This is a genomic window from Stenotrophomonas maltophilia complex sp. Om-AH-Sm3 (assembly GCF_059337855.1).
Genome location: NZ_JBYBLQ010000001.1, coordinates 211,661 through 223,841, shown reverse-complemented (window position 1 = coordinate 223,841; position 12,181 = coordinate 211,661). Strand labels below are relative to the sequence as shown.

At 65.8% G+C, this 12,181-nt stretch carries 10 protein-coding genes and 3 tRNA genes; 6 read left to right on the top strand and 7 right to left on the bottom strand.

Features of this window, described 5'->3' with window-relative positions:
• The first annotated feature begins 73 nt into the window (after positions 1-73).
• On the top strand, positions 74-562 hold the full coding sequence (gene bfr / locus AC10QF_RS01110; RefSeq protein WP_005408763.1) for a bacterioferritin: 489 nt from the start codon (positions 74-76) through the stop codon (positions 560-562).
• A 400-nt stretch (positions 563-962) separates the two neighbouring features.
• Here the strand turns inward: bfr and AC10QF_RS01105 are convergent, their stop codons facing one another.
• The 3 genes from AC10QF_RS01105 to AC10QF_RS01095 form a co-directional block, all read right to left on the bottom strand.
• Positions 963-1,385: a hypothetical protein gene (locus tag AC10QF_RS01105; RefSeq protein WP_494541587.1), complete on the bottom strand. Its 423-nt coding sequence runs from the start codon at positions 1,383-1,385 to the stop codon at positions 963-965.
• Between the two features lie 201 nt (positions 1,386-1,586).
• Positions 1,587-3,830 carry a DNA topoisomerase IV subunit A gene (gene parC, locus AC10QF_RS01100; protein ID WP_069137979.1) on the bottom strand — a complete coding sequence of 748 codons (2,244 nt, stop codon included), beginning with the start codon at positions 3,828-3,830 and terminating at the stop codon, positions 1,587-1,589.
• 59 nt (positions 3,831-3,889) lie between these two features.
• Positions 3,890-4,771: a helix-turn-helix domain-containing protein gene (locus AC10QF_RS01095; RefSeq protein ID WP_181299207.1), complete on the bottom strand. Its 882-nt coding sequence runs from the start codon at positions 4,769-4,771 to the stop codon at positions 3,890-3,892.
• A 172-nt stretch (positions 4,772-4,943) separates the two neighbouring features.
• Here AC10QF_RS01095 and emrR point away from each other — a divergent pair, with 172 nt between their 5' ends.
• Genes emrR through emrB form a run of 4 tightly spaced genes read left to right on the top strand, consistent with a single transcriptional unit; the run spans position 4,944 to position 9,667 of the window.
• Positions 4,944-5,387, top strand: coding sequence for a multidrug efflux system transcriptional regulator EmrR (gene emrR / locus AC10QF_RS01090; protein WP_005415875.1), 444 nt, complete (start codon positions 4,944-4,946; stop codon positions 5,385-5,387).
• Positions 5,384-6,877, top strand: coding sequence for a multidrug efflux transporter outer membrane subunit EmrC (gene emrC, locus AC10QF_RS01085; RefSeq protein WP_494541586.1), 1,494 nt, complete (start codon positions 5,384-5,386; stop codon positions 6,875-6,877). Before emrR ends, emrC begins: the two co-directional genes overlap by 4 nt.
• 11 nt (positions 6,878-6,888) lie before the next feature.
• Positions 6,889-8,070, top strand: coding sequence for a multidrug efflux MFS transporter periplasmic adaptor subunit EmrA (emrA, locus tag AC10QF_RS01080; RefSeq protein ID WP_494541585.1), 1,182 nt, complete (start codon positions 6,889-6,891; stop codon positions 8,068-8,070).
• 7 nt (positions 8,071-8,077) lie between these two features.
• On the top strand, positions 8,078-9,667 hold the full coding sequence (emrB, locus tag AC10QF_RS01075) for a multidrug efflux MFS transporter permease subunit EmrB (RefSeq protein ID WP_065186080.1): 1,590 nt from the start codon (positions 8,078-8,080) through the stop codon (positions 9,665-9,667).
• Between the two features lie 135 nt (positions 9,668-9,802).
• Here emrB and AC10QF_RS01070 read toward each other — a convergent pair.
• Positions 9,803-9,887: transfer RNA gene (locus AC10QF_RS01070), tRNA-Leu, on the bottom strand.
• Positions 9,888-9,937: 50 nt separating this feature from the next.
• Positions 9,938-10,837, bottom strand: a complete 900-nt coding sequence (locus tag AC10QF_RS01065; RefSeq protein WP_494541584.1) for a LysR family transcriptional regulator — start codon at positions 10,835-10,837, stop codon at positions 9,938-9,940.
• A 100-nt stretch (positions 10,838-10,937) separates the two neighbouring features.
• Here AC10QF_RS01065 and AC10QF_RS01060 point away from each other — a divergent pair, with 100 nt between their 5' ends.
• Positions 10,938-11,684, top strand: coding sequence for a sulfite exporter TauE/SafE family protein (locus tag AC10QF_RS01060; RefSeq protein ID WP_494541583.1), 747 nt, complete (start codon positions 10,938-10,940; stop codon positions 11,682-11,684).
• A gap of 56 nt (positions 11,685-11,740) precedes the next feature.
• Here the strand turns inward: AC10QF_RS01060 and AC10QF_RS01055 are convergent.
• Both AC10QF_RS01055 and AC10QF_RS01050 read right to left on the bottom strand, forming a co-directional pair.
• Positions 11,741-11,825 (bottom strand) — tRNA-Leu (locus AC10QF_RS01055).
• Positions 11,826-11,987: 162 nt separating this feature from the next.
• Positions 11,988-12,072, bottom strand: a tRNA-Leu gene (locus AC10QF_RS01050).
• Between the last annotated feature and the right edge of the window lie 109 nt (positions 12,073-12,181).

Sequence of the window (12,181 nt, the reverse complement as noted above, 5' to 3'; positions counted from 1 at the left end):
GACTGATTCCGATTAGATCACCGTATTCTGAAATGCGGCACCCTATGCCATATCGATTCACAGGAGCCCCCCCATGAAAGGCAACCCGGACGTCATCGCCTGCCTGAAGGAACTGCTGCGTGGCGAGCTCGCTGCCCGCGACCAGTACTTCATCCATTCCCGCCGCTACGAGGATCAGGGCCTGTTCGCACTTTACGAACGCCTGAACCACGAGATGGAAGAGGAAACCCAGCACGCCGATGCGCTGCTGCGCCGGATCCTGTTCCTGGGCGGCGACCCGGACATGCGCCCGCATGCCACCGAGCCGGGCAAAACCGTCGAAGAAATGCTGCAGAAGGATCTCGACACTGAATACGCGGTTCGGAACAATCTCGCCGCCGGCATGAAGCTGTGCGAGGAGAAGGGTGACTACGTGAGCCGCGACATCCTGCTGGCCCAGCTGAAGGACACCGAGGAAGACCACGCCTGGTGGCTGGAACAGCAGCTGGGCCTGATCAAGCGCATCGGCCTGGAGCTGTACCAGCTGAGCAAGATCGACGGCAACGGCGCCCCGGCGCACTGAGCCGACACCGCTTTTTGTAGAGCCGAGCCAATGCTCGGCTGCCTTCCGGTAGAGCCGACCGCTGGTCGGCTGGTTTTCGTTGGAGCAGCCGACTAACAGTCGGCTCTACCAGAAGCGGGAAGCAGCCGACCAGCGGTCGGCTCTACCGGGAGCCAAAGGCAGCCGACCCGCGGTCGGCTCTACCGGAAGCACAGCGTTCTGTCGCCCGCCAGCACCGGAGCACCGCCAGCCAGCCTTCGCCCGCCAGCCGCTCCACCGCCCGCCAGCCGACAACGAAAAAGCCGGGGACTGCCCCGGCTTTTTCGTGTCCGGGGTCAGATCCGTTTTCGACGAAAACGGCTCAGATCCCAGGCTCGGAATGCATGGCACGACGACGGAGATTCAAGTCGGAGACGGGGCTTCATATCTCCTCAGCATCGGAGAGATCTTGGTATCCCACGGGAGTCAGTCCAATGAAGTCGACCGGAACTCCGTAGGGGTAGCAGAAGGGTAGTCGTCCCTCTGCAAAGAGCATCGACCACCTTTCAAGCTCCCAGAACGTAATCTCTGGCTCAGAGGCGAGAGGGCCTTCCCCCGACGAAGCTTCGACTGGGAAGTGTGCGGCGAGATGATCCAATGCGTACTGTTGCAGCACTGGGAGTCTCGAGAGCTGTTCCATCACGAAGCCGACTCCAGCCATCAGCTGACCACCTTCCGACATCTGGATCGAGAAGAAGGTGCCGTCCCCGGCAGGCAGGCGTCCTTGGGCGAACCAGCCTGTATCGCGATCGCCAACGATGTGCAGTTCGCCAAGGTCTTGAACCTGAATTGTTGAAGGCATCATTCGGCAGTTGGTCGTGGCGTCAATTATTTGATTGTGATGCAGAAACGCAAATAGCCGGGACTTCCCCGGCTATTTGCGTTCAGCTGGTCAACAATTGTCGCTTATGCCCTGTTCGTCGATCGGCGCCAACCGAGGTTGGCGTCTACCGGGGCAAGGCGTGTCAACAAAGGTTGACACCCGCCAGGGGCAGGGCCCAAGCCCTTATTCCACCGACAGCCCTTCCACCTTCTGCCAGCCGCGCGGCAGCAGGTGGCCGCGTGTGGCGCGGGCGCCGAGGTAGGCGTCGAGCTCGTTGAACTTCAGCCCCATCGTGCGCTGGCCGGCGCGGACCTGCAGGGTCTGCCCCGGGCTGATCGCCACGATGGCGACCACACGTTCGGTGGCGAGCTTGGCCTTCGGGATCTCGATGATCTTGTTGCCCTTGCCCTTGTCCAGTTCCGGCAGGTCGTTGGCGGCGATCGCCAGCAGGTTGCCGGAGCTGGTCACTGCCACGATGCGGTCGGTGGCGACGTTGGCCACTGCCGACGGGGTCAGCACCGACGAACCTGCAGACAGGTTCAGCATCGCCTTGCCGGCCTTGTTGCGGCCGATCAGGTTCTCGAAGCGGGTGACGAAGCCATAACCGTGGCTGGAGGCGAGCACGAAGCGGGTGTCCGGCTCGGCGCTGGCCAGGGTCACGAAGCTGGTGCCCGGTGCCGGCGAGAAGCGGCCGGTCAGCGGTTCACCATTGCCGCGCGCGGAGGGCAGGGTGTGCACCGGCGTCGAGTAGGCGCGGCCCTCGCTGTCGAGGAACGCGACCTGCTGGGTGCTGCGTGCGCGCACCGCGCCCTGCAGTCCGTCGCCTTCACGGTAGGACAGGGCAGATGCATCGACGTCGTGGCCCTTGGCGGCACGGATCCAGCCCTTCTCCGACAGCACCACGGTCATCGGTTCGCTCGGCACCAGCTCGGTCTCGTCGATGGCCTGCGCCGCCTGGCGCTGCACCAGCGGCGAACGGCGTGCGTCGCCGAACTTCCTGGCGTCGGCGGTCAGTTCATCGCGGATCAGCTTCTTCAGCTTGGCTTTGCTGTCGAGGATGCCGAGGATCTTCTCGCGCTCCTTGGCCAGCTCTTCCTGCTCGCCGCGGATCTTCATCTCTTCCAGGCGGGCCAGCTGCTTCAGCTTGGTTTCCAGGATGTACTCGGCCTGTTCCTCGGACAGTCCGAAGCGCGCGATCAGCGCCGCCTTCGGTTCGTCCTCGGTACGGATGATGTGGATCACCTCGTCCAGGTTGAGGAAGGCGACCAGCAGGCCTTCCAGCAGGTGCAGGCGGCGCTCGACCTTCTGCAGGCGGTGCTGCAGGCGGCGGGTGACGGTGTTGCTGCGGAAGGTCAGCCATTCGCTGAGCAGCGTCTTCAGGTTCTTCACCTGCGGACGGCCGTCCAGCCCGATCACGTTGAGGTTGACGCGGTAGCTGCGCTCCAGGTCCGTAGTGGCGAACAGGTGGCCCATCAGCTGGTCGGCGTCGACCCTGTTCGAACGCGGCACCAGCACCACGCGCACCGGGTTGGCGTGGTCGGATTCATCGCGGATGTCTTCCAGCCACGGCAGCTTCTTGGCGCGCATCTGTGCGGCGATCTGCTCGATCACCTTCGACGGCGACACCTGGAACGGCAGCGCCGTGATCACGATGTTGCTGGCTTCCTTGGTGAAGGTCGCGCGTGCACGCACGCTGCCGTTGCCGGTCTCGTAGATGTTGCGCAGGTCATTGGCCGCGGTGATGATCTCCGCGCTGGACGGATAGTCCGGGCCCTGCACGTGTTCGCACAGATCGCGCACGCTGGCGTCGGGGTTGTCCAGCAGGTGCAGCAGCGCGCTGACGATCTCGTTGAGATTGTGCGGCGGCACGTCGGTGGCCATGCCCACGGCGATGCCGGTGGTGCCGTTGAGCAGCAGGTGCGGCAGCCGCGCCGGCATCCAGGTCGGCTCCTGCAGGGTGCCGTCGAAGTTCGGTGCCCAGTCGGTGGTGCCCTGGCCCAGTTCGCCCAGCAGCACTTCGGCGATCGGGGTCAGCTTGGATTCGGTGTAACGCATCGCCGCGAACGACTTCGGGTCGTCGCTGGAGCCGAAGTTGCCCTGGCCCTCGATCAGCGGGTAGCGGTACGAGAACGGCTGCGCCATCAGCACGAGTGCTTCGTAGCATGCGCTGTCGCCGTGCGGGTGGTACTTACCGATGACGTCACCGACGGTGCGTGCGGACTTCTTCGGCTTGGACGCGGCATTCAGGCCCAGCTCGCTCATCGAATAGATGATGCGGCGCTGCACCGGCTTCAGGCCGTCGCCGATGAACGGCAGGGCACGGTCCAGGACCACGTACATCGAGTAGTCGAGGTAGGCGCGTTCGGCGTACTCGCGCAGCGGCAGTTGTTCGAATCCGTGGAACACGGGGCGGGCAAGTTCGGTCATGCGGCGTTGTTACCTATGTCGGGAGGCGGCGACGGCGGTCGCCGCTCGCAATCCTGTGATTATCCGGATGCGGCGGGGGATGCCAAGCCGCGCGCAGGGTCCAGCCCGGTTTCCAGGCCGTGGCCGGCCCGCGCCAGGTAGCGCCCCGGTGGCAGCCCGAAGTGGCGGCGGAACACGGTGACGAAGGCGCTGGCGCTGCTGAAGCCCAGTGCGTGGGCGATGTCGGCGACGCTGCGGCCATCGGTCAACTGGCGCAGGGCTTCGGAGAGCCGGGCCTGCTGCCGCCACTGGGCGAAGCTGAGCGTGGTCTCGTCGCGGAAGTGGCGGGTCAGGCTGCGCGGTGACAGGCCGGCCCAGTGCGCCCATTCGGCCAGGCTGCGTTCGTCGGACGGGTCGGCCAGCAGCTGCGAGGCGATCTTCAGCAGGCGCCGGTCATGCGGCATCGGCAAGTGCATGCGCTGGCGTGGCGCTGTGCGGATCTCGTCCACCAGCACCTCGATGATGTGCTGGCGTTCGGAGGTGGTGTCGTAGCCCGGTAGCCAGTCACAGATGCGCTCGGCGAGCGCCTGCGCCAGCTTGGACAGGCCCAGCACGCAGGGATCGGAGGGCAGGGTGGCACAGACCGGAGCCGCCAGCGCCATGCCCCAGCCACGCAGGGGTCCGTCGAGGGTGACCGTGTGCGGCTCCAGCGGTGGCATCCAGCCGGCCGAGCCCGGCGCCAGCGACCAGGTGCCGTGCGAGGTACGGGTGGTCAGCAGGCCGCGCTCGACGCAGATCAGCTGCGCGCGCTGGTGATGATGCCAATCCACTTCACGGACCAACCCCTGCGGGCTGTCGAAGCGGAAACCAACCACCGGGGGACCGTCGTTGCGCTCGAACCAGTCCAGTGCTTCGTCCCTGAGCAGGCGTTTGGGAGTAGGGATTTCTGCCTTGTTCATCATGTCTGCTGGCTGAAATGTGTCATCCATTGGCTGGATTGTACTACCGGGCCACCTGACCAGGTCATTAAGGTAGGCGCCTTCACTGATCCAGCCCACTGCTGCAACACAGCATTCGATGCCAGATCGAATATTTCCATTGAGAAATATTTTTTTTGGAAGAGAATGCTCCCCCATGATCTGTCCTGCAACCACTCCCCCCAGCTTCGGCCTGCTGCTGCGCCAGGTGCGCGACGGCCTGGTCCGCCAACTCGACGCGTCCATGGCTGAAGAAGATCTGGGCATCGGCTTCACCCACTACATCGGGTTGAAGGTGCTTTCGAACATGGCGCCGTGCACCGCCAACGAACTGGCCCAGGCCATCGATCAGGTGCCCAGCGCGGTGACCCGGCTGCTGGACAAGCTCGAAGCGCTGGGCTGTGTCCGCCGCGAACCGCATGCGCAGGACCGGCGGGCATTGCAGATCGTGCTGACCGACGAAGGCCGCGCGCTGTGGGCACGCTTGAAGCTGCGTGGCGACGCGGTGATGGATTACGCCCTGCGTGATCTTTCCGCCGACGAGCGCACGCTGCTGCTGTCCCTCCTTACCCGAATCCGCGATTCACTGACGACCCCATGAACCCGATCCCGCATTCCACTCTCCGCCGGTCCGGGCGCGCGCTGCTGGTGTCAGCGCTGGCCCTGGCCCTGGCCGCCTGCGCCAGCAGTCGTGGCCTCAACCCGCAGGGCCACGTGCTTGACGTGGACAGCCTGCACAGCGAACGCACCTTGGCCGACACCGACCTGAGCGCCACCGGCTTCCCGGCGCAGGACTGGTGGAAGGCACTGGGTGATGCGCAGCTGGACGCGCTGGTCGCCGAGGGCCTGGCCGGCCACCCGAGCCTTGACGCCGCCGATGCCCGCCTGCGCCAGGCCCAGGCCCAGGTCGGCACCGCACGTGCCGACGAACTGCCGAGCCTGTCGGTGTCCGGTGGCTACACCGGCCTGCGCCTGCCCGAATCGATGGTCGGCAGCGAGATGGGTGGCCGTTACGGCGGCAGCAGCCAGGTCGCCTTCGACTTCAGTTATGGCGTGGACCTGTGGGGCGGCAAGCGCGCCGCCTGGGAAGCCGCCGTGGACGGTGCGCACGCCGCCACCGTTGAAGCGCAGGCTGCACGCCTGAACCTGTCCACTGGCATCACCCAGGCCTATGCCGACCTGGCCTACGCGTGGCAGCTCAACGACGTGGCCGAGGAAGAGCTGACCCGTTCGCAGAAGTCACTTGAACTGACCCGCCAGCGCCGCAGCGCCGGCATCGACAGTGATCTGCAGGTGCGCCAGGCCGAGGCCCGTGTGCCGGCCGCGCAGCAGCAGGTGCAGGCGGCCCAGCAGCGTATCGACGCCGCCCGCACCGCGCTGGCCGCGCTGGTCGGCAAGGGCCCGGACCGTGGCCTGTCGATCCAGCGCCCGCGGCCGCTGAATCCGGTGGCACTGCAGCTGCCGGGCGTGCTGCCCAGCGAGCTGCTTGGCCGCCGCCCCGACATCGTCGCCGCACGCTGGCGCGTTGAAGCGGCCGACAAGCAGATCAAGGTTGCCAAGACCAAGTTCTACCCGAGCTTCAACCTGACCGCGCTGGCCGGCGTGGTCGCCCCGAATGTGGGCGACCTGCTGAAGAGCAGTTCCACCTTCGCCTATATCGGCCCTGCGCTGAGCCTGCCGATCTTCGAGGGCGGCAAGCTGCGCGCCAACCTGGCCAATACCGATGCGCAGTACGACCTGGCGGTGGCCAACTACAACCAGACCGTGCTCGATGCGCTGCGTGATGTGGCCGACCAGGTCAACGCGGTGCGCTCGCTGGCACAGCAGGCGCAGTCGCAGCAGCAGGCGGTGGACACCGCACGCGCTGCCTTCGACCTGGCCCAGCAGCGCTACCGTGCCGGCATCGGCAGCTACCTGGACGTGCTGACCGCGCAGTCCACCCTGCTGCAGTCGCAGCAGCAGCTGGCCGGCCTGCAGTCGCAGCAGGTGCAGTCCTCGGTGCGCCTGAGCAAGGCGCTGGGCGGTGGTTTCCAGCCCACTGACGCCGACCGCGCATCGATCGCCTCCCATTCCGATTCCTCGCATTCCTGAAGATCTCCGACATGAGCCAGACCCAAGACACTGCGGCCCCGGCCGCCCCCAACCGCCGCGGCAACCTGCTGCGCGGCCTGTTCGTGATCGTCGTGCTGCTGCTTGCCGCTTTGGCGCTGTGGTACTTCATGTTCGGCCGTTGGTTCGAAGAGACCGACGATGCCTACGTGCAGGGCAACCAGGTGCAGATCACCCCGCTGGTGGCCGGCACCGTGGTCGCCATCAATGCCGATGACGGCATGCGCGTGGAGCGCGGCCAGCTGCTGGTGCAGCTGGACCCGTCCGACACCGCAGTGGCGCTGCAGCAGGCCGAAGCCAACCTGGCCAAGACCGTGCGCCAGACCCGCGGCCTGTACCGCAGCGTGGAAGGCGCGCAGGCGGACCTGAACGCCCGCCAGGTGACCCTGAAGCGCGTGCGCGAAGACTACGCCCGCCGCAAGGACCTGGCCGCCACCGGCGCCATCTCCAACGAAGAACTGGCCCATGCCCGCGACGAGCTGGCCGCGGCCGAAGCCGCCGTGGTCGGTTCACGCGAGACCGTCGAGCGCAACCGCGCGCTGGTCGACGACACCGTGATCGCCACCCAGCCGGATGTGCAGGCCGCCGCTGCGCAGCTGCGCCAGGCCTTCCTCAACAATGCCCGCGCCGGCATCGTTGCGCCGGTCTCCGGCTACGTCGCCCGTCGTTCGGTGCAGGTCGGCCAGCGCGTGCAGCCGGGCAATGCGCTGATGGCCGTGGTGCCGACCGAGCAGATGTGGGTCGAGGCCAACTTCAAGGAAACCCAGCTGCGCCACATGCGCCTGGGCCAGGAAGTGGAGCTGAAGTCGGACCTGTACGCCGGCGACGTGAAGTACAAGGGGCGCATCCAGAGCCTGGGCCTGGGCACCGGCTCGGCGTTCTCGCTGCTGCCGGCGCAGAACGCCAGCGGCAACTGGATCAAGATCGTGCAGCGCGTACCGGTGCGCATCGCCATCGATGCCAAGCAGCTGGCCGAGCACCCGCTGCGCATCGGCCTGTCGATGAAGGCCGAAGTGAGCCTGCGCGACCAGAAGGGCGAAGTGCTGCCGAGCATCCCGGCCAAGGGCACGGTGTTCGACACCGACGTGTATGCCAAGCAGCTGCATGATGCCGACGAGGTGATCCACACGATCATCCAGGGCAACCTGCCGCAGCAGCAGGCGAAGGTGGGCTGAGGTCGCCATGTCCGCACAAGCTCCAGCCGCGCCCGGCGCTCCGGGCGCACCGGCGGCGCCGGCTGCAGCCTCCGGGTTCCTGCCGCCCAGCGTCGCCCTGTGCACCGTCGGCCTGGCGATGGCGTCGTTCATGCAGGTGCTCGACACCACCATCGCCAACGTCTCGCTGCCGACCATCGCCGGCAACCTCGGTGCCAGTTCGCAGCAGGCGACCTGGGTCATCACCTCGTTCGCGGTCAGCACGGCCATCGCGCTGCCGCTGACCGGCTGGCTCAGCCGCCGTTTCGGCGAACGCAAACTGTTCGTCTGGGCCACGCTGGCCTTCGTCATCACCTCGCTGTTGTGCGGCCTTGCGCAGAGCATGGGCATGCTGGTGGTGTCGCGTGCGCTGCAGGGTTTCGTGGCCGGTCCGATGTACCCGATCACACAGTCGCTGCTGGTCTCGATCTACCCGCGCGAGAAACGCGGACAGGCATTGGCGCTGCTGGCGATGATCACGGTGGTGGCGCCGATCTGCGGCCCGATCCTCGGTGGCTGGATCACCGACAACTACAGCTGGGAATGGATCTTCCTGATCAACGTGCCACTGGGCATCTTCGCCGCGCTGGTGGTGGGCAACCAGCTGAAGGGACGCCCGGAGCAGATCGAGAAGCCGAAGATGGACTACGTCGGCCTGATCACGCTGGTGATCGGTGTCGGCGCGCTGCAGCTGGTGCTCGATCTGGGCAACGACGAGGACTGGTTCTCGTCGATGAAGATCGTGGTGCTGGCCTGCGTGGCGGTGGTGACGCTGACGGTGTTCCTGATCTGGGAACTGACCGACAAGGATCCGATCGTCGACCTGAAGCTGTTCCGGCACCGCAACTTCCGTGCCGGCACGCTGGCGATGGTGGTGGCCTATGCGGCGTTCTTCAGCGTGGCGTTGCTGATTCCGCAGTGGCTGCAGCGTGACATGGGCTATACCGCGATCTGGGCAGGCCTGGCGACCGCACCGATCGGCATCCTGCCGGTGATCATGACGCCGTTCGTGGGCAAGTATGCGTCGCGCTTCGATATGCGCATGCTGGCCACCGTGGCGTTCATCGTGCTGTCGATGACCAGCTTCCTGCGCTCGAACTTCAACCTGCAGGTGGACTACATGCACGTGGCCGGCGTGCAGCTGATCATGGGCATTGGCGTGGCGCTGTTCTTCATGCCGGTGCTGCAGATCCTGCTGTCGGACCTGGATGGGCGCGAGATCGCGGCGGGCTCCGGCCTGGCGACGTTCCTGCGCACGCTGGGCGGCAGCTTCGCGGCCTCGCTGACGACGTGGCTGTGGGCGCGGCGTACCCAGGTGCACCATGCCGATCTGACCGAGCACATCTCGGCCTATCAGCCGGGCATGCAGGAGCAGGTCACGGCAATGGGGCAGGGCGACCTGCAACATGGCGCGGCGGTACTGAACAACATGATCAACCACCAGGCATCGCAGATGGGTTTCAACGACATCTTCTTCCTGCTGGGCTGGATCTTCCTGGCGATCATCACCTTCCTGTGGCTGGCCAAGCCGCCGTTCGGCGCAGGCGCAGGTGCGGCGTCCGCGGGCGGTGGGCATTGATCGACCATTGGCGTTGAAACGCACAAAACCCCGCCGCAAGGCGGGGTTTCTGTCTGGTGGATCCACGTCATCGCGTGCCACCCAGCCTCCGGAAACGAAAAAACCCGCTTTCGCGGGTTTGATCATCTTGAGTCGTGGTGCCCAGGAGAGGACTCGAACCTCCACGGTTTTACCCGCTAGTACCTGAAACTAGTGCGTCTACCAATTCCGCCACCTGGGCGACTCAGGAGAGGAATTGTGCGGCACGGCAGAGAGTGTGTCAACAACATTTCACACTTTTTTCTGCGGTTGCACGCCCAGGTGGTGCAGCAGGCTGCGCATCGCCGGTGACAGCTGCGCCCACCCGGCGAAACAGGCGCACAGGCGGCGTTGTGCCCACGCATCGGCAAGCGGCACCGCAACGGTATGCGTACTGCGTCGATGCTGGCGCGCGATGCTCCGCGGCACGATGCCGACACCGATGCCGTGGCCGACCATGATGCAGACACCCTCGAAGGTCTTCATGCGGATGCGCACATCCAGGCGGCGCCCGATGTCGCGGGCCTGGTCTTCGATGTAGATCTGAAGCGCATTGCCATCGGCGAGGGCAACGAAGGTCTCGCCGGCGGCATCGGCGAAGGTCACGCTGCGCAGTGATGCAAACCGGTGATCGGCAGGCAGCAGCATCACCAGCGGATCTTCGGCCACCACATGCTGCTGCAGGCCGGTGGCGTCGACCGCATCACTGATGATGCCGGCCTCGGCCTGGCCAGCGCTGATTGCACGCACGACTTCGGGGCTGGTGCGTTCCAGCAGTTCGACGTGCAGGCGGGGTCGTTCGGCCAACCACGGTGCGAGCCGCGAGGGCAGGTAGTTGGTCAGTGCTGCGGTGTTGGCATACAGATGCAGGGTGCCGCGCGCCCCCTGCGCGAATGCCTGCAGTTCGCCGCGCAGCTGCGCCTGCTGTTGCAGGATCAGGCGTGCATGGTGGGCGAGGGCGGCGCCGGCTTCAGTCAGGCTGACGCCACGTGGATGCCGGTTCAACAGCAGGGTGCCGGCATCGGCTTCGATCGTGCGCAGGCGCTCGCTGGCCGAACCCAGGGCCAGGTTCGCCTGCGTTGCGCCGGCCGTGATGCTCCCGGCCTCGGCGATTGCCAGGAACAGGCGCAGGTCGGCGATGTCCATCCGCATGTGGGTTCCCTCATCGCAGGGCCACCGCCTTCGGATCAGCCGAAGGGTGGGCCGGGAAGACCGCATTGTGCGCCGGGCGACGGCCCGATCCAATGAAGGCATGAATGAATCGATGTACTTCTATGGGTTGCTGGTGGTGGTGTTCGTGCTGGCCGGCGTGGTCAAGGGCGTGACGGGCATGGGGCTGCCGACGGTGGCGATGGGCCTGCTCGGTGGCGCGCTGTCGCCGGTGGCGGCGGCGTCGATGCTGTTCATCCCGACCTTCGTCACCAATGCGTGGCAGCTGCTGTCCGGGCCAGCGCTGGGCCCCATCGTGCGGCGCCTGTGGCCGATGATGCTGGCCGTGGTGGTGGTGACGCTGGGTTCGGCAGCGCTGCTGGTACGGGTCGATCGCAGCGGGTCGCGCGTTGCACTGGGCGTGGCCCTGATGGTCTATGCCGCCTATGCGTTGCTTGCGCCGGTGTTCCGCGTGCCGCAGCGGCGCGAGCGCTGGCTGGGGCCGCTGGTGGGCGCGCTGTCCGGCGTAGTGACCGGCGCCACCGGCGTGTTCGTGATGCCGGCGGTGCCGTACCTGCAATCACTGGGGTTGCAGCGCGAAGAACTGGTGCAGGCGCTCGGGCTGGCGTTCACCGTATCGACGATTGCACTGACCACGGGCCTGGTGCTGCACGGTGCGTTCGGCATCCAGCAGCTGGGCTTGAGTGCACTGGCGGTGGTGCCGGCACTGCTGGGCATGTGGCTGGGGCAGGCGATCCGGCAGCGCATCAGCGCACGGGTGTTTCGGGCGTGCTTCCTTGGCTTCCTGCTGCTGCTCGGCCTGGAGCTGGTGCTGCGGCCATTGTTCTGATGCCAAATCCCGGGCATGAAAAAACCCGCTTTCGCGGGTCTTTCTCATTCTCGACGTGGTGCCCAGGAGAGGACTCGAACCTCCACGGTTTTACCCGCTAGTACCTGAAACTAGTGCGTCTACCAATTCCGCCACCTGGGCGTCGAGGAGCGAGATTATGGGGTGTCGTTATGGGGGGTGTCAACACCTTTTGCAGCGCCGGGGTCGGATCCCGTTTCGCTTGCGAAAGGGGCTCTGACCCCATGGCCAGAGCGCCGGATCGCAGGCAAAAAAAATCCCCGCCGAAGCGAGGAGTTTTTTCGTTGGTGCCCAGGAGAGGACTCGAACCTCCACGGTTTTACCCGCTAGTACCTGAAACTAGTGCGTCTACCAATTCCGCCACCTGGGCGTTCCAGAGGCGCAATTGTGAAGATGAATCCGGGAGCTGTCAACGACTTCCTGAAATTATTTCATCCAACGCCTCCAAGGCGGGCGCTGACCCGTTCTGCACGCCGTCA

Coding starts and splice junctions, on each gene's coding strand:
- bfr (WP_005408763.1), top strand. CDS start 74: ATGAAAGGCAACCCGGACGTCATCGCCTGCCTGAAGGAACTGCTGCGT.
- AC10QF_RS01105 (WP_494541587.1), bottom strand. CDS start 1,385: ATGATGCCTTCAACAATTCAGGTTCAAGACCTTGGCGAACTGCACATC.
- AC10QF_RS01060 (WP_494541583.1), top strand. CDS start 10,938: ATGAATGAATCGATGTACTTCTATGGGTTGCTGGTGGTGGTGTTCGTG.
- parC (WP_069137979.1), bottom strand. CDS start 3,830: ATGACCGAACTTGCCCGCCCCGTGTTCCACGGATTCGAACAACTGCCG.
- AC10QF_RS01065 (WP_494541584.1), bottom strand. CDS start 10,837: ATGCGGATGGACATCGCCGACCTGCGCCTGTTCCTGGCAATCGCCGAG.
- AC10QF_RS01095 (WP_181299207.1), bottom strand. CDS start 4,771: ATGATGAACAAGGCAGAAATCCCTACTCCCAAACGCCTGCTCAGGGAC.
- emrA (WP_494541585.1), top strand. CDS start 6,889: ATGAGCCAGACCCAAGACACTGCGGCCCCGGCCGCCCCCAACCGCCGC.
- emrC (WP_494541586.1), top strand. CDS start 5,384: ATGAACCCGATCCCGCATTCCACTCTCCGCCGGTCCGGGCGCGCGCTG.
- emrB (WP_065186080.1), top strand. CDS start 8,078: ATGTCCGCACAAGCTCCAGCCGCGCCCGGCGCTCCGGGCGCACCGGCG.
- emrR (WP_005415875.1), top strand. CDS start 4,944: ATGATCTGTCCTGCAACCACTCCCCCCAGCTTCGGCCTGCTGCTGCGC.